Source organism: Sphingomonas sp. (genome assembly GCF_965227385.1).
GTDB lineage: Bacteria > Pseudomonadota > Alphaproteobacteria > Sphingomonadales > Sphingomonadaceae > Sphingomonas.
Genome location: NZ_OZ245750.1, coordinates 3,942,505 through 3,963,619 on the forward strand (window position 1 = coordinate 3,942,505; position 21,115 = coordinate 3,963,619).

The window sequence follows — 21,115 nt, forward strand, 5'->3', positions numbered from 1 at the left end:
CGGAGACCGTCCATGTCCGTTAGAACCTTCACCGCGGCGCAGCTAGACGTCTCGCCGTTCAACGTGCGCAAGGATCGCCGCGCGATCGAAAGCCTCGCCGGGCTCGAGGCGTCGATCCTGCGCGTCGGCCTGATCCTCCCCCTCGCCGTCCACCCGATGAAAGGGTCGAAGAAGTACGGCGTGTTCGACGGCGGCCGCCGTTTCCGCGCGATCCGCAATCTAATCGGCCGCGGCGACCTCCCGGCCGACTGGCCGATCGACGCCAGCGTGCGCGAGATCGAGAGCGAGGCGCAGCTGCTCGAGATCTCCAGCGCCGCCGGATTGCTGCACGTCGACCTGCTGCCCTGGGAGGTCATGGAAGGGCTGCGGCGCGCGACCCGGCGCGGTGCGACGCCCGAAGAGATCGCCGAGGTCACGGGCCAGAGCATCACCTGGGTGCGCCAGCACCTGCGCCTCGCCGAACTCGCCGAGCCGATCTTCGCCGCCTATGTCGAGGGCAAGATCACGCAGGACCAGGCGCGCGCCTTTGCCGCCACCGCCGATCACCAGCTGCAGCTCGCGGCGTGGGACGCGTTCGGCCACCTGCCCAGCTGGGACCGGACGGTCGCGAAGATCCATCTGCTGATGAAGGTCGGCGATCGCGAGGATCAGAAGCTGCTGCGCTTTGTCGGCGAGGAGAATTTCCGCGCCGCCGGCGGCGTGTTCGAACTCGACCTGTTCGCCGACGCGGCCGAGCATCGCGGGCATGTGGTGCAACCCGGGCTGCTGCGCGAGCTGGTCGAGGCGAAGCTCGAGGCCGCGCGCGCGGTCCTGCGCCGGCGCACCGGTCGCGCCGATCTGCGCTTCGCCCCGGAATATCCGCAGGCGCGGCACGGCGGCATCGATCGCGATCTTGAGCTGGTACCAGCGACGCACACCAGTCCGGCCGACGCGCAACGCCTTGCCTTCCTGCGCGACGAGCTGGTCGAGCTGGAGTTTCAGGCCGAGCGCGCGGGCGAGCCGCAGGCGACCGCCGCCGCGGTGGAGCTGGCCGATTGCCGTGCCGAGATCCGCGCGATCGAGGAGCGCGGCGCGATCGATCTGCCCGAGGGCGAGATCTACGCCACGCTGCTGATCGAACAGTCGGGCGAGCTCGAGGTGCGCTGGTGGTGGGCCAGTCACGCCGCGAAGCGCGCGGCCGAGGCACCGGCGCCGGAACGGCTCGTCTCCGCCGGCCCGATCGGCGCGCCTTCGCCGACGACGATCGCACTCGCGGTCGACGCCGGGCGCGGATCGGTCAACCAGCAACAGGCCGCGCACGCCGCAAAGACTGAGCATGCACTCACCGCCGACGGTGTCGAGATCGTACGTGCCGTGCGCCGCGAAATGCTCCGCGCCGCCTTGGTCGGCGAATATGGCAGCAGCATCGGCCACGATTACCTGATCTGGGGGCTGCTGCGCCGCGAGCTGACCCAGCGCGACCACCGCGCGATCGGCGCGCGCGGCCTTGCCCGGTCGGACGACGGACCGCCGGCCCAGCTGATGCCGGTGATCCAGAGCGCGCTGCAGGAGACGCCGGCGCATCGCGATTGGGTCGCCCAGCTCGATCAGCTGCGCGCGCATCCCGCGATCGCCAGCGCCGACGAGGTCGAGGCGTTCGCTGCCTTCCGCGACGAAACCGCCGAATGGAAGGAGCTCGCCGCCGCCGCCGTCGCCGCGATCGCGCTGACCCGAACCGCGAACCTCGATGGCTACCGCCTCAAGATCCACGACCATCTGATGTGGGAAATGGGCCTCACGGATGACGAGGCGCTGCGCGACCTGTGGGAACCGACCGAAGCATTCATCGCTCTGCTGCCCCGCGCCAAGCGTCAGGAGCTAGCAGACCCGCACCTGGACGAAGCGACCAGGCGCAAGCTTCTCGGGATGAAAGCGGCCGAGACGATCGCCCCCGTCACCCGCGCGCTCAAGCGCGTCTGCTGGGTCCACCCGGCCCTGCAGTTCCAGTTCGAAGACACCGCGCCGGTCGCGGGGGAGCTTGAGGAGGCAGCGGCATGAGCGAGCATCGCCAGCGGATGTGCGACGACTTCAGCAAGCAGCTGCAGGTCAAGGTTCAGGAGCTCGTCAACCGCGAAATGCGGGTCGGCGGTGTGGTTTTCGATCAGGCCGAGATCGCCATGATGATCATGGAACTGGCGCGCGGCATGGCGCTGGGTTGGGCCGCCCACTGCATCATGAACGCCAAACCGGGGGTGTCACCCGATCAGTTCTTCGATCAGCTGATCCCGACGTTCGCCTCCGGCCTCGTGACCGCGAAGCCGCAAGTCTTGGCCCGGGTCGCCGATCCGGCGTTCCGAGCCCAAGCGGAGCGGCACGCATGACCCCGCCTCGCCCAACCCGTGTCGAGTTCGGCGGCACCGTCGAATCGATGTCGCAAGTCGAACGGCCATCGCTGGCGATCATTCTGCCCGGCATTGGACCGGTCGTCACGCACCATGCCGCCTTTGCCTTCGTCGGCGAGCACTCCGAGCCGAGCGGCGACAGCATCGTCCTCGCGGTCGGCCGCAAGCCATGCGGTTGCGGCTGTGGTGCAACCGGTGTCGCCTTCATGGCGTATCTGCCAGCGGACGAAGCACGGGTTATCGCCGAAAGGCTGGTCAACGCGGCCGAAGCAGCGGAGGCGATCGCGGCCCGCCAAGCCGCCGCGGCGATCAATAAGGCGCGCGGCCGATGATCGCTCTGCCTCCCGCGCCCACCGGCGCCGACCTCGTCGCCGCGATCCGCGCCCGCTCGGCCGAGACCGGCATCGCCGTGTCGCGGCTCGTGCTGCAGCTGTCGCCATATCCCAACAAATGGCTGACCCAGACGGAATGCGCGGCGGTCCCCAAGCCTCACACGATCGAACGCGTGCGCGCGCTACTCGCTGGGGAGCCGGTCCCACCGCCCCCATCGAACAACTTCCAGGCGTCGCTGGCGCGGACCGCCGATCGCGAAGCGCTTGAAGCGGCCGACCGCCGCGCCCAGGCGCTCCGTTGCAGCACGGTCAAGCACCCGATCACGCTTGATCGGCCCAAGCCCCAGCCGATCGCAATCTACGATCTCGACCGCCGCCCGCGGGCAGTTTCGCGCGACCCGTGTTTCCGCTGCCAGGTGCGCGGCGATCTCGGCTGCGCGCATCAACTCCCCTTCGAACTGGAGGCGCAGGTAGCGTGAGCGCCCTCCTCGACACCTCCAAGCTGATCGTCGGCGCTAGCGGCTCCGGCAAGACCGTCACAGCCAAGGGCGAAGTCGATCAGCTTCTGGCTCAGAACCGCCACGTCGCGATCGTCGATCCGACCGGCGTGTGGTGGGGCATGCGCGCGGATCCAGCGGGGGAGCCGAACGGGGCACAGCTCTACATCTTTGGCGGTGCGCACGGCGATGTCGCGATCACCGAAGATCAGGGGGCGACGATCGCGCGCATCATCGTCGAGCAGCGCGTGTCGGCGATCGTCGACCTATCCTCGATCGAGACCAGCCGGGGCTGGCGGCGCTTCATGCGCGACTTCATCGCCGAACTGCGGCGCAAGCCGCGCGGCAACTTCCACTTGGTTATGGACGAGGCCGACGAGTTCGCGGCCGAGCGCCCCGCCGACGATATCGGCTTCGCACTGCGGGAGGATCTGATCTGGATCGCCAAGCGCGGCCGCGTGGCGGGCTTCGTGCCAACCTGGATCACGCAGCGCACGGCCGAAATCGCCAAGGCGGTCATCAGCCAGGCGCAGACGATCGTAGCGCACCAGCTGATCGCGCCGACCGACCGCAAGGCGATCGACGACTATCTGAAGGGCCACGGCACGCCCGAGGCGCGGCGCGATGTGATGGCGCAACTTGCAGCACTCGGCTGCGGCGAGCACTGGATCTATTCGCCCGCCGAGGGCGTGCTCGAACGTACCATCACGCCGCCTCTCGCCACCTTTGACAGCTCGCGCACCCCTGAACCCGGCGAAACGCCGCTCGAGGCGCGCCCGCTCGCCGCGCTCGACACCAGCGCGATCGCTGCGGCGCTGGCACCGGAGCCAGAAAGGCAGAATTCTGGCTTTCCCGACGACACCATCCCGGCCGACTCGGTCGCGGCGTACCGAAAGGGCGGCGAAGTCGGCTCGATGCTGGTCGAGCGCGACGCGGAGATCGCGCGGCTGAAGGCGGTCGTGGCCGACCAGGCGGAAGAACTCGCGCACCTGCGCGGCGTCGATGAAGAGTGCGACGGATACCAGGACGGACTCAGGCAGCTGGAAGAACTGCTCGCCGCAATCAGCAGCGGGAACCCGTCCAAAGTGCATCGACAGGATGCAAAATCGAAATCCACCCCGGCGCCGGGCCGTCAATCCGCGCCGAAGGTGGAGGGCGCGCCCGCAGATGGCAATGGTGCCAGGCGGGAACCTGCGGGCGCGCCCACCAACCTCAACCGCACCGCGATCGATGCGGCCGAATATCTCAAGTCTCTCGCGCCCGCCTGCTCTCGCTGGAACGATATCCTGCTCGCGATCGGCCGCCGACCAAATTCGGGGGACAGCCGGAAGGCGCGCAATCTGCTGATCGATCAGCAGCTCGTCTACTGCAGCGGCGATCTGATCGGCGCGTCGCACAAGCTGTGCGATGATGATGCATTCGACCTCGCCCACATACGCTCCGCCTCGGAGCTGATCGAGCTATGGGCCGAGAAGCTGCGCGGCCCGGGCGGGGATATTCTGCGCGATCTGGCTCGCAACGGACCCTCGACGTCGGCCGAAATCGCCGCCCGCCTGTCCAGAAGCCCAACCTCGGGCTGGTGGCGGCAAGGGATCAAGGATCTGAAGGGATCCAATCTCGTCCGCGACGAAGGGCACGCGCTGCACCTTCACCCGCTGCTCGTCGAGGCAGACGATTGATGGCCTGCCAGCACGTCACGCTCCCCGACGGCGGTCGCGCGATCGTCTGCGGAACCCGGCCGCCCGCGGCCCGCTGCGCGTGCGGTGCCCCGGCCCCTTTGCTCTGCGACTGGAAGACCCCGGGCGAGCGCAACGGCACCTGCGACCGCCCGATCTGCGCCAGCTGCTCGACGTCGCCAGCGCCCGACAAGGACCTGTGCCCCCAATACACCAAGGCATGGGCAGAATGGAAGGCCCTCCGGTGAGGCTGCCGTTCTACCAGCGTCTCTGGCGCGACCTGCTGCTCGCCAAATGGACGGTCGAGGATATCGCCGACGGTTATGGCGTCTCGGAGCGGACCGTGCGGATGACCGTCGCGGATCCGACCGTCGTTGCAGTGCCCCCGCGCTGGGCCCGATCGGCCGCGTCCCGCTTCCCGATCGCGCCGACCGATGCGGACATCGCACAGGCAGAATCGCTCGCGCAGCGCGACCTCGTCCATCGTTTCCCGACGCTGGGCATCCAGCTCGAAGCCGCCCTGCGCGCCGCTTACCGCCGCGCGCTCGCCGACGCCGGCATCATCCCGGCTGGCTCGCCACTTCTCACCACCAGCAAACGAGTGCTGCCATGAACCAGGAACCCATCACCGCGGCGACCGACGCACCGCACGGCCGCTTCCTCGGCATGAAGGATGTGGTCGCGGACTCGGGGCTGTCCAAGCCGACGATTAATCGGCTGCATCGAGCAGGCGACTTCCCGCCCAAGCGCAAGCTCAGCGGCAACCGGATCGGGTGGTTTGAGAGCGACTATCTCGCGTGGAAGCACACCCGCGCCCGCGCGATCAACGACGGCTGACGCCCCGCTCAAGGGGCATCTTTGGGGGCATTAGCCAGCCTCTCCATCCAGTCAGCTACGATATTTCAGGGGGTTAGTGATGCAGTTCGGTTCGTACTCAGGGAGCCAGCGAGTTATCCTCCTGACATTGACACCGAACCGCGACGCATCGCTTGCGCCGCGCGGTCTTCTGTCGTTTCGTTCAGCATAGGGACATTTGGCCTGTGCTGAACGTTGTCACCGCAGCATCGGCACGATTCGCCGCAATATGAGATGCTTAGGAGGAAGATGATGTCCACCAAACCCGCCAGCCGGTCGCGCATTGCGGCGGTGGCCCTTGCCATGGCCAGTGCGAGCGTACTCGCGTCCTGCGCCACCCCGACGCCCTATCAGCCCGCGACCGGAAGCGGCACGTACCGCACCGGGTACTGGGACGAGCAGATCGAGTCCGATCGCTTCCGCGTCACCTTTGCCGGTAACAGCATGACGTCGCGCGAAACGGTCGAGCGTTACCTGCTCTACCGTGCGGCCCAGCTGACCGTGGAGCGCGGCGGCGATTATTTCGTGCTGTCCGACCGCGATACCGAAAAGAAGTCGCGCACCTATGCCACCACCAGCCCGTTCGCGGGCGGCCCATGGGGTGGCTGGGGTCCGTCATGGCGCTATTACGGCCCGCGCTGGGGCTGGCGCACGTGGAACCCGTGGGGCGGCGATCCCTTCTGGGACCGCGACATCGATATCCGCACCGTCGAACGCTATGAAGCCAGCGCCGAGATCGTGATCGGCAAGGGCCGCAAGCCCGACAATGTCCGCGCGTTCAACGCCCGCGAGGTGCTGGAGAATCTCGGCACGTCGATCGCGCCGCCGCGTCCGCGGTGAGGTGACCTGATCATCCCCCCGGAAAGGGGCAGATAGAAAAGGGGCCGCCCGGTTTGACCGGGCGGCCCTCTTCTTGTCAGCAGCAGGCGGTGGTTACACCACCGCGCCGTGGCACTGCTTGTACTTGCGGCCCGAGCCGCACGGGCACGGCGCATTGCGGTTGACGCGGCCTTCCCAGCTGGCGGGGTCGTCACCCAGCGCTTCGCCGGTCGGACGCGGGATCTGCATCGCGGGCAACTCGTTCGAGATCAGCCCGGCGCTGCCCGCATCCCAGTCCGCGCTGTTGTCGAGACCGGTCAGCGGATCGATGTGGGTCGTCAGGAAATCGGGCAGTTCGGGCAGGGCCGGCGGCGCCTGGAACTGGAACTCCGCCCAGGCCAGCGTGCGGGTCACATCCTCGCGGATCGCGACCAGCATCCGCTCGAACATCGCGAACGCTTCCTGCTTATATTCGTTGATCGGCGTCTTTTGCGCATAGGCGCGCAGGTGAACGACCTGGCGCAGCGCGTCGAGCATCGCGAGATGCTCCTTCCAGTGATGGTCGAGATTCTGGAGCAGGATCGACTTTTCGATCGAGGTCCAGGTTTCGGGGTCGAGTTCGTCCGACTTGCCGGTGACGCGCGCGGTGGCGAGTTCGCGGATGCGGGTTTCGACATCCTCGGGCTCGATCCCGTCGGTCTCCGCGATCCACTGATCGACCGGCGCCTCGACGCCCAGCATTTCCTGCACGCGCGCCTTCAGCCCCTCGACATCCCATTGCTCGGGATAGGTTTCGGGCGGACAGGCGGCGCCGACCAGATCGTTGACCGTCTCGGCGCGCATATCCTCGACCACGTCGCCGACGGTGTCGGCGTCCATGATGTCGGCGCGCTGTTCGTAGATCACCTTGCGCTGATCGTTCATCACGTCGTCATACTCGACGACCTGCTTGCGGACGTCGTAGTTGCGCGCTTCGACCTTTTTCTGGGCGGTTTCGATCGCCTTGGTCAGCCACTTGCTGCCGATCGCCTCGCCATCGGCGATGTTGTTGCGCATCATCTTCGCGAACAGCGTGTCCGGGCCGAAGATGCGCAGCAGGTCGTCGTCGAGGCTGAGGTAGAAGCGGCTGAGGCCCGGGTCGCCCTGACGGCCCGAACGACCGCGCAACTGGTTGTCGATGCGACGGCTTTCATGCCGTTCGGTGCCGAGCACGAACAGGCCGCCGGCCTCCAGCACGCGCTGCTTCTCGGCGGCGATCTCGGCCTTGATCTGGGCGATCGCGGCATCGCGCTCCGGCCCCTCGGGCATGTCGGCGAGTTCGGCCTCGACGCGGAATTCGAGGTTGCCACCGAGCTGGATGTCGGTGCCGCGACCGGCCATGTTGGTCGCGATGGTCACCGCGCCGAGGCGGCCGGCCTGTGCCACGATATGCGCTTCCTGTTCGTGGAAGCGGGCGTTGAGGACCGAGTGATCGACCCCCTCCTTGGTCAGATATTCGCTGAGCAGCTCGGACTTTTCGATCGACACGGTACCGACCAGCACCGGCTGGCCCTTTGCCGAATGCTCGCGGATGGCGCGGGCGATGGCGATGAACTTGTCCTGCATCGTCTTGTAGAACTCATCGTCCTGATCGATGCGCTTGACCGGCACGTTGGTCGGGATCGTGACGACGTTCATCTTGTAGATGTCGAAGAATTCCGGCGCTTCGGTCGCCGCCGTGCCGGTCATGCCCGACAGCTTGGGATACATGCGGAAATAGTTCTGGAAGGTGATCGAGGCGAGCGTCTGGTTCTCCGGCTCGATGTTCACGCCTTCCTTGGCCTCGACCGCCTGATGCAGGCCGTCGGACCAGCGGCGGCCGTCCATCATGCGGCCGGTGAATTCGTCGATGATGACGACCTTGCCGTCCTTGACGATGTAGTCGATGTCGCGCTTGTACATGACGTTCGCGCGCAGCGACTGGTTGAGGTGGTGCACCACCTGGGTATTCTCGAAATCGTAGAGGTTGGCGCCCTTGAGCAGGCCGGCTTCCTCGAGCATCCGCTCGACGCGCTCCATCCCGTCCTCGGTCAGGACGATGCTCTTCTGCTTCTCGTCCTTTTCGTAAAGGTCGGGCGCGAGCTGCTTCACGACCGCGTCGACGCCCATGTAGAGCTCACTCTTGTCGTCGGTCGGGCCGGAGATGATCAGCGGCGTGCGCGCTTCGTCGATCAGCACCGAGTCGACCTCGTCGACGATCGCCATGGCGAACGGGCGCTGGACCATCGAGGCGCGGTCGTACTTCATGTTGTCGCGCAGATAGTCGAAGCCGAATTCGTTGTTCGTGCCGTAGGTGATGTCCGATGCATAGGCCTCGCGCCGCTGATGATCGGCGAGGTTGGGGACGATCACGCCGACGGTCAGGCCGAGAAAGCGGTAGATCTGGCCCATCCACTCCGCATCGCGGCGGGCGAGATAGTCGTTGACGGTGATGACATGGACGCCCTTGCCGGGCAGTGCGTTGAGATAGGTGGCGAGCGTGGCGACCAGCGTCTTGCCCTCACCCGTGCGCATTTCGGCGATCTCGCCGCGGTGAAGGACGATGCCGCCGATCATCTGCACGTCGAAGTGGCGCATGCCGAGCACGCGGACACCGGCTTCCCGCACCGTCGCAAAGGCTTCGGGCAGAATCGAGTCGAGCTTCTCGCCATTGCCCAGCCGCTCGCGGAACTTGACGGTCTGCGCCGCCAGCTCCTCGTCGGACATTGCCTTGAGCGCAGGCTCGAAGCCCGCGATCTTGGCGAGGATGGGGTTGAGCGAACGAACATACCGGTCGTTGGACGAACCGAACAGGGACTTGGCCAAGCCGCCGAACATGATGATTTCCAGTCGTGTGAAATTGCAGGGGTCGCGCCCGGCATGCGAGCGCCAACGATTCGAATGCGAAATGGATGCCGGCCGCGTGCGACGCGACGGCAGGCGCGGCTATTCGAGCCGGCGCTCGCTGGTCAGGCGGGCAGGCGTGCCGGCCGGAGCATCGTGGATCGCGAACGGCGCCGCGGCGGGCGTTTCGCGGGTGGCATGGTGGGGGCTGGCCACCGCAGCGGCAACGCTCGCCACCGCCTCGACGGCGGTTTCGGCGGCGCAGGAGATGGCGGTGCCGCTGCGCTGCTGAAACCCGCGCAGGTCGCGGTCACCGGCAATCGCACCGGTGAGGCTCGCGAGGAGCGCGGAGAGGAACAGCAGCAATTGCACGCGAAAACCCGTTAAACGGCCCCTTGTTGCCCGCCGCTGAACGACGGACCGTGCGGACATAGGGACAAGGTACGCTTCATCCAAGTCCTAAAGAGTCGAACCTGTCCGGACCCGCACCACTTCACACCCCACGCGCGCATCGGGATAGACGTCGAGCTTCATCGAACGGACGCGGACTTCCGCGACACGCGGGTCGGCGGACAGGGCCAGCGCGGCGACGGCGTCGCACAGCGTTTCCTGAAGCTCAATATGCCCCTGTGCCGCCAGCGTGTGGATGCCGGTGCGCAGATAATCGTAATCGACCACGGCATCGATCCGATCCCGCGGCACTTCGGCATAAACGCAGCGCATCGCGACGTTGAGTTCGACCCGCTGCGGCGCGGCGCGCTCATGATCGTGGATGCCGAGGCCGATCTCAACCACCAGTCCGTCGAGATGGATCGTATATTCAGCCATGCGGACGCTCCCGCCCGGAAAACATCACGTCGCCGTCGCGTTTCACCAGGCGCTGGCCGCAATCGACGAAGACATTCTGACCGGTGATGCTGCGCGCGGTGAGCAGAGAGGCGACGGTCGCGGCGAGATCGGAGAGGTCGACCGGGCGTTCCAGCAGGTTGGCGCTGGCGACCGCGGCGAATTCCTCCGGCGTCTGGTCGAGGCTGGGCAGGCTCAGCCCGGGCGAGACCGCGTTGACGCGGATGCGGGGGGCGAGCTGCATCGCGAGCAGGGTCGTCGCCTCGGCCAGCGCGGCCTTGCTGAGCGTATAGGTCAGGAAGTCGGGATTGGGGTTGGCGAGTTTCTGGTCGAGCAGGTTGACGATCGCCCCCTCCCCCAGCCCGACCTGTGCCGCCAGCGCCGAGGCCAGCAGCAACGGCGCGCCGAGATTGACATGCATATGCCGGTCGAGCCCGCTGTAATCGGCGAGCGGGATCGCGTCCCAGGCGAAACGCGAGGCGTTGTTGACCAGCCCCTCGACCGGCCCGCCCAGCGCATCGGCGGCGGCGGCGATCAGCTGGCGAACGTCGGCGGCGTCGCCGAGGTCGGCGGTGACCAGCGCCACGCCGAGCGCCTCGGCCAGCGCGTCGGCCTCGTCATGCGAATCATGGTGATGCACCGCGACCGCATGGCCGTCGGCGACGAGGCGGCGGACGATCGCCGCCCCGATCCGCCGCGCGCCACCGGTGACGAGAACCCGCATCAATAACCCATGAGTGCGAGCACTTCCTTGCGGCTGCGCTCATCCTCGCGGAAGGTGCCGATGACGCGGCTGGTGACCATCGACACGCCGGGGGTGCGCACGCCGCGCGCGGTCATGCAGGCATGGCTGGCGTCGATCACCACCGCGACGCCGCGCGGCTTCAGATGATCCCAGATGCAGTCGGCGACCTGCGCGGTCAGCCGTTCCTGCACCTGCAGCCGCCGGGCATAGGCATGCAGCACGCGGGCGAGCTTCGAGATGCCGACGACATGCTTCCCCGGGAGATAGGCGATCGACGCCTTGCCGATGATCGGCGCGAGGTGATGTTCGCAGTGCGACTGGAACGGAATGTCCTTGAGCAGGACGATATCGTCATAGCCGCCGACCTCCTCGAACACCCGGCTGAGGTGATAGGCGGGATCCTCGCCATAGCCCTGGCAATATTCCTTCCACGCCCGCGCAACGCGCAGCGGCGTGTCCAGCAGACCTTCGCGACTCGGGTCGTCGCCGGCCCAGCGCAGCAGCGTGCGGACGGCATCGGCGACGTCGTCGGGCACCGGAATCTTGGGCGTGGGCGCGGCGAGGTCGCCATCGGCCGGATCTTCGTCGTGATGGCAGCTCATAATGACTGATGCCCTATCCTTTTGTGCTGACGCTACGGCAAGCGCCTCTGCCGTGTTGCCCTGGTGCAACAAACGGTGTCGGAACGGGAAATAGCAAGCATTTCCGCCGGATTCCTAGCGTGATTTGACGTTGACGTAAGGATTCGAGCGACGGTAGCGTGCGACCCAACAACAACAAGAAGACCGGTCCCGGAGGGAAACACCCCCGGCGGACCCAGAGAGGAGAGACCCATGCGCACACTCCAGCTGTTTTCCGCATCCGCGCTCGCGCTGATCGCGGCCACCCCCGCCATTGCCCAGGACGCCTCCGCCCCTGCCGCTCAGGAAGAAGAAGCGTCGGGCAACGAGGTCGTGATCACCGCGACCCGCCGTAACGAGACCGTGCAGGATGTGCCGATCGCGGTGACCGCGGTCCCGGCCGCACTGCTCGAAAATGCGGGCATCGAGGATATTCGCGGGCTCGAGCAGCTCGCGCCGTCGCTGCAGAGCTCGACCGGACAGTCGTCGGCGACCGGCACCACCCTGTACATTCGCGGCATCACCACCGCAGGCGACAATCCCGGGTTCGAGCCGGCGGTCGGCGTGTTCATCGACGGCGTGTTCCGCGCGCGTGCCGGCGTCGCCATCTCCGAACTGCCGCAGCTTGAGCGCGTCGAAGTGCTGCGTGGCCCGCAGGGCACGCTGTTCGGTCGCAACACCTCCGCCGGCGCGCTGTCGATCTTCACGGCCCAGCCGGCGTTCGAGCTCGGCGGCTATCTCGAAGGCAGCTATGGCAATTACAACGCGTTCGAGCTGAAGGGCGCGATCACCGGCCCGGTGACCGACCAGCTCGCGCTGCGCGTCGATGGCGGCTATCGCAAGCGCGACGGCTATATCGAGGACGTGAACGCCGACCGGTCGTTCAACAATGTCGATCGCTGGTATGCCCGCGGCCAGGCGCTGTACGACACCTCGACCTTCTCGTTGCGCCTGATCGCCGACTATTACGAGACCGACGAGCAGTGCTGTGGCGCGATTTCGGTCGTGCGCGGGGCGTTCGCGCCGCTGATCGAGGGCATTGCCGCCGCGCAGGGCCGGGACGGACTGTATACCGGCACGCAGCGCACCGTGAACGGTCTGCCGACCACGGTCGACCCCGAACAGCGTCGTATGGCAGCATCGCCCAACCGCGACCTGAGCGAGCGGGTGCGCGACTGGGGCATTTCGGGCGAGATCAACGCCGAGCTGGGCGATATCAAACTGACCTCGATCACCGCCTATCGCGACTGGCGCGTGCGGCGTAACCAGGATGTCGACTTCTCGGGCATCGATCGCGCCTATCGCGACGGCTATCGCAACGAGCTGACCGACTTCACCCAGGAACTGCGCTTCCAGGGCTCGGCGTTCGGCGGCGTGCTCGACTGGCTGGTCGGCGGCTTCTACCTCAACGAAACCAACAAGGTCCATGACACGGTCCGCGTCGGCAATGACGGCAACCGGTACGTCGATTCGATCTTCAACGCGCTGGCTGGCCCGTCCTTTGGCGGATCGGTGCAGTTCTTCGGATCGCTGGGCACGGCCCCGACCCCGGGCGCGGTGTTGCTGAACCCGGCAGTGCCGAACTCGCTCGCTGCCTATCAGGCCGTATATGGTGCGACCCTGGCACCGCTGGTCGGCTGCTTCCGCACCGCCGCCGGGACCGCGCCGTCGGGCACCGTGCCGGTCGCGACCTGCAATGCACTCGGCTATTCGGGCGCCCCGGTGGCCGGCCTCGCCGCGCTGGCCGCCAGCCCGCTGCCCGGTGTCAGCGCCGGTCAGGGCAACAACAACGACTATCGCGTCAAGACCAACGCCTTCGCACTGTTCACGCACAACATCGTCAACATCAGCGACAAGCTGTCGCTGACGCTGGGTGCGCGCTGGAACTATGAGAAGAAGGACTTCACCGCGACCGTCAACAACAACACCGGCAGCTGCACCTTCTTCAACCAGGTGCGCTCGGGCAATACGGCGGCGGTGCAATACGCCACGCTGCTGCGCCAGCTCGGCCTGTTCAACAATCTCTACCTGCTGGCCTGCAACCCGGCGATCAACTCCGAGTTCAACGGCAGCTACGCGCACGATCAGGACGAGAGCAAGATCACCGGCACCGCCAAGCTGGCGTACAAGGTGAATTCGGACATCCTGGTCTATGGTGGCTATGACCGCGGCTACAAGTCGGGCGGCTACAATATGGACCAGGCGACGTTCGACAGCGTGCTGCTGGGCGGCAACGGTCCGCAGGCGAGCGACCTGGCGTTCGGTTCGGAATCGGTCGACGCCTATGAAATCGGCGTGAAGACCCAGTGGGGCCGCGCCTTCACGTTCAACATCGCCGGTTTCTACCAGAAGTTCAGCGACCTCCAGTCGCTGGTGTTCAGCGGCAACAACTTCGTCGTCCAGAATGTCGACAGCACGACCAGCAAGGGCGTCGAGGTTGAGTCGATCATCCAGCCGGTGCGCAGCCTCACCTTCCGCCTCGGCTACAGCTATATCGATGCGCAATATGATGCCGACAACGACTTTGCCGGCACCCCGCTGCAAGGGCAGGAAGGCCGTCAGGTCAGCAATCAGCCCAAGCACACGGTGACGATCGCGACGACCTGGACGCCGCAGATCACCAGCGGCATCCGCGGGCTGGTGCATGTCGACATGCGCTACAACAGCGAAGTCAACATCCCGTCGAACAACCCGAACCCGGCAACCGGTCGGACCGCGTTGTACAACCCGGGCTATGCGCTGCTGGGCGCCCGCGTCGGCGTTCAGACCAACGACGGCAAGAAGAGCCTCGAGTTCTTCGTCGAGAACCTGACCAACCAATATTACCATATCACCGGCTTTGCGGTGCCGGAGCAGACCGGCAACTATGCCGCCTATCCGGGCCTGCCGCGCTTCTTCGGCGTCAAGGCGAAGGTCGGCTTCTGATCGACCCGGCGGGCTCTGTGGAGCTCGACTGGGAACGTAAGGGGGCGCGTTCGGGAAACCGGGCGCGCCCCTTCCGCGTTTACCCTCCCAGAACAGCAGACTCGGGAGACTCGACCATGGCCAAAACGCTGAAAAAGGGCGATCGCGTCCGCTGGAATGCCCCTGGAGGCACCGCCAAGGGCGAAGTTCTCCACAAACAAACGTCAGATACCACCATCAAAGGGCATCAAGTACGTGCATCGCGCGAAGAACCGCAGTACATCGTGCGCAGCGACAATGGTGGCGAGGCATCGCACAAGCCGTCGGCGCTGACCAAGATTTGAGCCGGCATCGGGTTGCCGGCTCGCAAAGGAGAAGAATAGAATGGCCGAAAAGAAGGCATCTGGCGGCGCCCGTGGCGGCATCGCGAAGCCCGTCACCCCCTCGCCTGAGCTCGCTGCGATCGTCGGCGCCGGCCCGCTGCCGCGCAGCGAGATCGTCAGCAAGATGTGGGAACACATCAAGAAGAACAATCTGCAGAACCCCGCCAACAAGCGCGAGATTCTGGCCGACGACAAGCTGAAGCCCATTTTCGGCGGCGACAAGGCGACGATGTTCGAGATGAACAAGCACATCGCCAAGCACGTCAAGTAAGTTCACGCTCCGGAGCAATCCGGATCGGACAGCGAGAGCCTCCGGAACCTCTGGTTTCGGAGGCTTTTTCGATCCATGATGGCAACCCCCGCTTCGACGGGGACACCGGCAAAGGGGGATGCGGTGGACGGGCGTACGGGTCGATTGCTGGAACGGCTGCCGCTTGCCCGCGAACATCGCTGGCAAGGCTATGGCTCCGCGTTGCTGCTGTCGCTGGTCGGGCTCGTCACGCGCTGGTTGCTGGCGGATGCATTCCCACCAGGCTTTCCCTTTCTCACGTTCTTCCCAGCCGTGGTCCTGTCGGGTTTCCTGTTCGGGCGCGGCCCGGGCATCCTTTCGGCAGTGCTGTGCGGGCTGCTCGCCTGGTATTTCTTCATCCCGCCCGCCAATGCCTTCTCGCTCGCGCCCGGCGCCATGGTCGCAATGGGCTTCTATGTCGGGGTCGTTGCAGTCGACCTGCTTTTGATCGACTGGATGCAGCGCGGCAATGCCCGGCTGCGCATCGAGCGCGAGCGCAGCGAGATGCTGGCACAGCGCAGCCAATTGCTCTTTTCCGAATTGCAGCACCGCGTGTCGAACAATTTGCAGATGGTCGGCGCGGTGCTCGCCCTGCAGCAACGCAGCGTGACCGACCCTGCGGCGCGACAGGCGCTAGGCGACGCAGGCGCCAAGCTGCAGACGATCGGCCGCATCCAACGCCAGCTTTATGACCCGAGCGGCGACCCGCAAACGCTGGACCAGATGCTGCCCGATCTGGTGCAGGACGTGATCGCCACGACCGACAAGCCGGGCGTGATTACGTCGGTCACGGTGGATGCCGGTCTGCGCCTGTCGCCCGACGCGCTGATCCCGATCGCCCTGGTGGTGGCGGAGTGCATCGCCAATGCGATCGAACATGGCTTTGCGGGGCGCGACGGCGGACGGATCGACGTGCGCATGACGGCGCACAGCGACGCGGCGACGATCACGATCGCGGATGACGGCGCCGGACCGCCCGACGGCTTTACCGCAGCATCGTCCTCCAGCCTGGGCCTCAAGATTTCGCGCACGCTCGCCGGACAGCTCGGCGGCAGGTTCGACCTGTCCCCGCGCGACGGCGGCGGGGCGATCGCGACGCTGCACTTCCCGCGTGATCGCACATAGGCCGGGATCGACCGGCCGGGTCGATGCAATCGGGTGGTGGTGCCCCTGGCCGGACTCGAACCAGCATGCCTTGCGGCGGTCGATTTTGAGTCGACTGCGTCTACCATTTCGCCACAGGGGCAGCGAGCGCGCTGGCTAGACGATGGGCCGCGCGGCGGCAAGCCTTTAACCGCGCCGCGTTTGACACCCACCGCTCTACTGCCTATATCCCGGCCCTGCCCCGATCGGTCGGGACATGGCACGCCGTCGCGCAGCGCGCCGTACGAATGGACCGGACGGGTATCATAGACGCTTGAGAGGCTGAGTTTTTCCCCGTTTCGACGATGGGAATCGCTCGGCCCTTTTGGCGTCTGTCTGCGTGCCTGTCCCGGCGGTTACCGGGGCGAAATTCAGGCTGAGAAGGCGAAAACAGCACATGGCAACCAAAGCGATCGAAAGCGGCACCGCAAAGCGCCGCATCCGCAAGGTGTTCGGCGACATCCACGAAGTTGTGCAGATGCCGAACCTGATCGAGGTTCAGCGGGAATCCTACGAACAGTTCCTGCGGAGCGATCCCTCGATCGGTTATGTTTCGGGGCTTGAAAAGACGCTGCGCAGCGTGTTCCCGATCCGCGATTTCGCCGGAACGGCCGAACTCGACTTCGTGACCTATGAGCTCGAAGCGCCCAAGTTCGACGTGGAAGAATGCCGTCAGCGCGGCATCACCTATGCCGCGCCGATGCGCGTCACCCTTCGCCTGATCGTGTTCGAGGTCGATCCCGATACGGATGCCCGTTCGGTGCTCGATATCAAGGAGCAGGACGTGTACATGGGCGACATGCCGCTCATGACCGAGAACGGCACCTTCTTCATCAACGGCACCGAGCGCGTGATCGTGTCGCAGATGCACCGTTCGCCGGGTGTGCTGTTCGACCATGATCGCGGCAAGACGCATGCGTCGGGCAAGTATCTCTTTGCCGCGCGCGTGATCCCGTATCGCGGCTCGTGGCTGGACTTCGAGTTCGACGCAAAGGACATCGTCAACGTCCGTATCGACCGCAAGCGCAAGCTGCCGGTCACGACGCTGCTCTATGCGCTGGGCCTGAACAGCGAAGAGATCCTCAACCACTTCTACAACACCGTCACCTATGTGCGCGGTCCCAATGGCTGGCAGATTCCGTTCGCCGCCGAAAACTGGCGCGGCGTCAAGCCGATGTTCGACATCGTCGACGCCAAGACGGGCGAAGTCGTGTTCCCGGCTGGCCAGAAGATCAGCCCGCGCGCTGCCAACAAGGCGGGCAAGGACGGTCTCGAGACGCTGCTGATCCCGACCGAGGAAATCTTCGGCCGCTACAGCGCGTTCGACCTGATCAACGAGTCGACCGGCGAAATCTACATCGAGGCCGGTGACGAGGTTTCGGCCGAGAATCTGGAGAAGCTGGACAAGGCCGGCATCGACCGGATCGAACTGCTCGACATCGATCATGTGTCGACCGGTCCGTGGATCCGTAACACGCTCAAGGCCGACAAGGCCGAAGAGCGCGAGCAGGCGCTGTCCGACATCTATCGCGTCATGCGCCCCGGCGAGCCGCCGACGCTGGAGACCGCGGAGTCGCTGTTCGGCGGGCTGTTCTTCGATCCGGAGCGCTACGACCTGTCGGCCGTGGGCCGCGTCAAGCTCAACATGCGCCTCGACCTTGATGCCGAGGACACGGTGACCACGCTGCGCACCGAGGATATCCTTGCGGTGATCAAGACGCTGGTCGGCCTGAAGGACGGCAAGGGCGAGATCGACGACATCGACAACCTCGGCAACCGCCGCGTGCGTTCGGTGGGCGAGCTGCTGGAAAACCAGTATCGCGTCGGCCTGTTGCGCATGGAGCGTGCGGTCAAGGAGCGCATGTCGAGCGTCGACGTGTCGACGGTCATGCCGAACGACCTGATCAACGCCAAGCCGGCGGTCGCCGCAGTCCGCGAATTCTTCGGCAGCTCGCAGCTGTCGCAGTTCATGGACCAGACCAACCCGCTGTCGGAAGTCACCCACAAGCGTCGCGTGTCGGCGCTTGGGCCGGGCGGTCTTACGCGTGAGCGCGCAGGCTTCGAAGTCCGCGACGTTCACCCGACGCATTATGGCCGTATCTGCCCGATCGAAACGCCGGAAGGCCCGAACATCGGTCTGATCAACAGCCTCGCGACGTTCAGCCGCGTTAACAAGTACGGCTTCATCGAGACTCCGTACCGCAAGGTGATCGACGGCAAGGTGACCGACGAGGTCGTCTATCTGTCGGCGATGGAAGAGGCCAAGCACACCATCGCGCAGGCTTCGGCCGAAACCGATGCCGAGGGCCGCTTCGTCGAGGAGCTGGTGTCGGCACGTCAGGCCGGCGAATTCCTGATGGCGTTCCCGGACACGGTGACGCTGATGGACGTGTCGCCTAAGCAGCTGGTGTCGGTCGCGGCCTCGCTGATCCCGTTCCTGGAAAATGACGACGCCAACCGCGCGCTCATGGGTTCGAACATGCAGCGTCAGGCCGTGCCGCTGGTGAAGGCGGAAGCGCCCTTCGTCGGCACCGGCATGGAAGAGACCGTTGCGCGCGATTCGGGCGCGGCGATCGCGGCGAAGCGCGCCGGCATCGTCGACCAGGTCGACGCCTCGCGTATCGTCGTTCGCGCCACCGGCGACGTGTCGGCGGAGGAAAGCGGCGTCGACATCTACACGCTGATGAAGTTCGAGCGTTCGAACCAGTCGACCTGCATCAACCAGCGTCCGCTGGTGAAGGTGGGCGACATGGTCAATGCCGGCGACATCATCGCCGACGGCCCGTCGACCGAGTTCGGCGAGCTGGCGCTGGGCCGCAACGTCCTCGTCGCGTTCATGCCGTGGAACGGCTACAACTACGAAGACTCGATCCTGATCAACGAGCGCATCGTGAAGGACGACGTGTTCACGTCGATCCATATCGACGAGTTCGAGGTGATGGCCCGCGACACCAAGCTGGGGCCGGAGGACATCACCCGCGACATCCCGAACGTCGGCGAGGAAGCGCTGCGCAACCTCGACGAGGCGGGCATCGTCTATATCGGCGCCGAGGTGGAGCCGGGCGACATCTTGGTCGGCAAGATCACCCCCAAGGGTGAATCGCCGATGACGCCGGAAGAGAAGCTGCTCCGCGCGATCTTCGGCGAAAAGGCCAGCGACGTGCGCGACACCTCGCTCCGCCTGCCGCCGGGCGTTGCCGGTACGATCGTCGACGTTCGCGTCTTCAATCGCCACGGCATCGACAAGGACGAGCGCGCGATGGCGATCGAGCGCGAGGAGATCGAGCGCCTGAAGAAGGACTCGGATGACGAGCGCAACATCCTCAACCGCGCGACCTGGTCGCGGCTGCGCGAGATGCTGATCGGTCAGGTCGCGACTTCGGTGCCCAAGGGCCTGAAGAAGGGTACCGAGATCGATCAGGACCTGCTCGACAGCGTCGATCGCCACGAATGGTGGAAGTTCGCCGTCGCCGACGACAAGGTCCAGGGCGATCTGGAGACGGTCAAGGGTCAGTATGACGAGGCCGTCAAGCGCATCAAGGACAAGTTCGAGGACCGCCGCGAGAAGCTGGAGCGGGGCGACGAGCTGCCGCCGGGCGTGCTGAAGATGGTCAAGGTGTTCGTCGCGGTGAAGCGCAAGCTGCAGCCGGGCGACAAGATGGCCGGCCGTCACGGCAACAAGGGCATCATCAGCCGCATCCTGCCGCAGGAGGACATGCCGTTCCTCGAGGACGGCACTCCGGTCGACTTCGTGCTCAATCCGCTGGGCGTGCCGTCGCGCATGAACGTCGGGCAGATCTTCGAAACGCATCTGGGCTGGGCCGCACGCGGCCTGGGCGCCAAGATCGGCGCCGCGCTCGACGCATGGCGTGAGGCAAATCCGAACCCGCAGGCGGGCGAAGCCCCCGAAGCGGTCAAGGAATTGCTGCTCGAAGTCTATGGCGACAACTATGCCGAGCAGATCAAGAACCGCGACACCGCGTCGCTCGTCGATCTGGCGGAGAATGTCCGTGCGGGCGTTCCGATGGGCACCCCGGTGTTCGACGGCGCGGTCGAGGCGGACGTGACCGACATGCTCCGGCTCGCCGGGCTGGACGAGAGCGGCCAGGTCGACCTGTTCGACGGGCGCACGGGTGACATGTTCGACCGCAAGGTGACCGTTGGGTACAAGTACGTGCTCAAGCTGCACCACCTGGTCGACGACAAGATCCACGCGCGTTCGATCGGCCCGTACAGCCTCGTCACCCAGCAGCCGCTGGGCGGCAAGGCGCAGTTCGGCGGCCAGCGCTTCGGCGAAATGGAGGTCTGGGCCCTGCAGGCATATGGCGCTGCCTATACGCTGCAGGAAATGCTGACGGTGAAGTCCGACGACGTCGTCGGCCGCACCAAGGTCTATGAGGCGATCGTCAAGGGTGACGACACGTTCGAGGCCGGCATCCCCGAGAGCTTCAACGTGCTCGTCAAGGAAATGCGCTCGCTGGGCCTCAACGTCGAACTCAAGTCGATGGACGAAGGCGACGAGATGGCCGAGGCGGCGGAGTAAGACGGGAACATGCGCAACGGATCGATCTGGTGGCTCATCGCGGACCTCATTGCCTCAATGGCATGGTGCGTGATGCTCATCGGATTGATCTGGGGCGGATGGGAAATGGACGGCACGGCCTGGCTGGTTTTCTTAGCCGTTAGCTTTCTCGGTATCTTCCTGGCTTTCCTGGAAATTTTCCGTCGCCGTCGGGCGGCTGATACCCTGCAAGAGGGATAAA

General features: G+C 65.7%; 19 protein-coding genes and 1 tRNA gene. 14 read left to right on the plus strand and 6 right to left on the minus strand.

Annotation, left to right across the window (positions count from 1 at the left end; all coding sequences use genetic code 11):
- Positions 1-12: 12 nt before the first annotated feature.
- The 8 genes from ACO05N_RS19550 to ACO05N_RS19585 all read left to right on the plus strand — a co-directional run bounded on the left by ACO05N_RS19550 (position 13) and on the right by ACO05N_RS19585 (position 6,581).
- On the plus strand, positions 13-2,037 hold the full coding sequence (locus ACO05N_RS19550) for a ParB/RepB/Spo0J family partition protein (protein WP_422058648.1): 2,025 nt from the start codon (positions 13-15) through the stop codon (positions 2,035-2,037).
- Complete coding sequence (locus ACO05N_RS19555; RefSeq protein ID WP_422058649.1) at positions 2,034-2,360, plus strand: hypothetical protein; 327 nt, start codon at positions 2,034-2,036, stop codon at positions 2,358-2,360. Before ACO05N_RS19550 ends, ACO05N_RS19555 begins: the two co-directional genes overlap by 4 nt.
- Entirely contained in the window at positions 2,357-2,713 is a 357-nt protein-coding gene (locus ACO05N_RS19560) for a hypothetical protein (protein ID WP_422058650.1), read from the plus strand. Before ACO05N_RS19555 ends, ACO05N_RS19560 begins: the two co-directional genes overlap by 4 nt.
- Positions 2,710-3,192, plus strand: coding sequence for a hypothetical protein (locus ACO05N_RS19565; protein WP_422058651.1), 483 nt, complete (start codon positions 2,710-2,712; stop codon positions 3,190-3,192). Before ACO05N_RS19560 ends, ACO05N_RS19565 begins: the two co-directional genes overlap by 4 nt.
- Positions 3,114-4,889 carry a hypothetical protein gene (locus ACO05N_RS19570; RefSeq protein ID WP_422058652.1) on the plus strand — a complete coding sequence of 592 codons (1,776 nt, stop codon included), beginning with the start codon at positions 3,114-3,116 and terminating at the stop codon, positions 4,887-4,889. Before ACO05N_RS19565 ends, ACO05N_RS19570 begins: the two co-directional genes overlap by 79 nt.
- 241 nt (positions 4,890-5,130) lie before the next feature.
- A complete protein-coding gene (locus ACO05N_RS19575; RefSeq protein ID WP_422058653.1) occupies positions 5,131-5,499 on the plus strand; it encodes a hypothetical protein in 369 nt (122 codons plus the stop codon).
- A complete protein-coding gene (locus tag ACO05N_RS19580) occupies positions 5,496-5,723 on the plus strand; it encodes a helix-turn-helix transcriptional regulator (RefSeq protein WP_422058654.1) in 228 nt (75 codons plus the stop codon). Before ACO05N_RS19575 ends, ACO05N_RS19580 begins: the two co-directional genes overlap by 4 nt.
- Positions 5,724-5,993: 270 nt before the next feature.
- A complete protein-coding gene (locus ACO05N_RS19585) occupies positions 5,994-6,581 on the plus strand; it encodes a CC0125/CC1285 family lipoprotein (RefSeq protein ID WP_422058655.1) in 588 nt (195 codons plus the stop codon).
- Between the two features lie 93 nt (positions 6,582-6,674).
- Here ACO05N_RS19585 and secA read toward each other — a convergent pair whose 3' ends face one another.
- The 5 genes from secA to folE form a co-directional block, all read right to left on the minus strand.
- Complete coding sequence (gene secA / locus ACO05N_RS19590; protein WP_422058656.1) at positions 6,675-9,416, minus strand: preprotein translocase subunit SecA; 2,742 nt, start codon at positions 9,414-9,416, stop codon at positions 6,675-6,677.
- Positions 9,417-9,524: 108 nt separating this feature from the next.
- Positions 9,525-9,794: a hypothetical protein gene (locus tag ACO05N_RS19595; protein ID WP_422058657.1), complete on the minus strand. Its 270-nt coding sequence runs from the start codon at positions 9,792-9,794 to the stop codon at positions 9,525-9,527.
- Between the two features lie 87 nt (positions 9,795-9,881).
- Positions 9,882-10,250 carry a dihydroneopterin aldolase gene (locus ACO05N_RS19600; RefSeq protein WP_422058658.1) on the minus strand — a complete coding sequence of 123 codons (369 nt, stop codon included), beginning with the start codon at positions 10,248-10,250 and terminating at the stop codon, positions 9,882-9,884.
- Positions 10,243-10,992: an SDR family oxidoreductase gene (locus ACO05N_RS19605; protein WP_422058659.1), complete on the minus strand. Its 750-nt coding sequence runs from the start codon at positions 10,990-10,992 to the stop codon at positions 10,243-10,245. Before ACO05N_RS19605 ends, ACO05N_RS19600 begins: the two co-directional genes overlap by 8 nt.
- Positions 10,992-11,615 carry a GTP cyclohydrolase I FolE gene (gene folE / locus ACO05N_RS19610; protein ID WP_422058660.1) on the minus strand — a complete coding sequence of 208 codons (624 nt, stop codon included), beginning with the start codon at positions 11,613-11,615 and terminating at the stop codon, positions 10,992-10,994. The genes ACO05N_RS19605 and folE overlap by 1 nt, the downstream gene beginning before the upstream one ends.
- A 231-nt stretch (positions 11,616-11,846) precedes the next feature.
- Between folE and ACO05N_RS19615 the strand changes: the two genes are divergently transcribed.
- The 4 genes from ACO05N_RS19615 to ACO05N_RS19630 all read left to right on the plus strand — a co-directional run bounded on the left by ACO05N_RS19615 (position 11,847) and on the right by ACO05N_RS19630 (position 16,334).
- A complete protein-coding gene (locus ACO05N_RS19615; RefSeq protein ID WP_422058661.1) occupies positions 11,847-14,558 on the plus strand; it encodes a TonB-dependent receptor in 2,712 nt (903 codons plus the stop codon).
- Positions 14,559-14,674: 116 nt separating this feature from the next.
- Positions 14,675-14,881 carry a DUF2945 domain-containing protein gene (locus ACO05N_RS19620; protein ID WP_422058662.1) on the plus strand — a complete coding sequence of 69 codons (207 nt, stop codon included), beginning with the start codon at positions 14,675-14,677 and terminating at the stop codon, positions 14,879-14,881.
- A gap of 40 nt (positions 14,882-14,921) precedes the next feature.
- The gene (locus ACO05N_RS19625) at positions 14,922-15,191 is read left to right on the plus strand and encodes an SWIB/MDM2 domain-containing protein (RefSeq protein ID WP_422058663.1); all 270 of its coding nucleotides are present in this window, start codon (positions 14,922-14,924) and stop codon (positions 15,189-15,191) included.
- Positions 15,192-15,314: 123 nt separating this feature from the next.
- A complete protein-coding gene (locus tag ACO05N_RS19630; protein ID WP_422058664.1) occupies positions 15,315-16,334 on the plus strand; it encodes a sensor histidine kinase in 1,020 nt (339 codons plus the stop codon).
- 37 nt (positions 16,335-16,371) lie between these two features.
- Here the strand turns inward: ACO05N_RS19630 and ACO05N_RS19635 are convergent.
- Positions 16,372-16,455 (minus strand) — tRNA-Leu (locus ACO05N_RS19635).
- Positions 16,456-16,749: 294 nt separating this feature from the next.
- Between ACO05N_RS19635 and rpoB the strand changes: the two genes are divergently transcribed.
- Positions 16,750-20,895, plus strand: coding sequence for a DNA-directed RNA polymerase subunit beta (gene rpoB / locus ACO05N_RS19640; protein WP_422058665.1), 4,146 nt, complete (start codon positions 16,750-16,752; stop codon positions 20,893-20,895).
- Positions 20,896-20,904: 9 nt separating this feature from the next.
- On the plus strand, positions 20,905-21,114 hold the full coding sequence (locus ACO05N_RS19645; RefSeq protein WP_422058666.1) for a hypothetical protein: 210 nt from the start codon (positions 20,905-20,907) through the stop codon (positions 21,112-21,114).
- The last annotated feature ends 1 nt before the right edge of the window (position 21,115 follow it).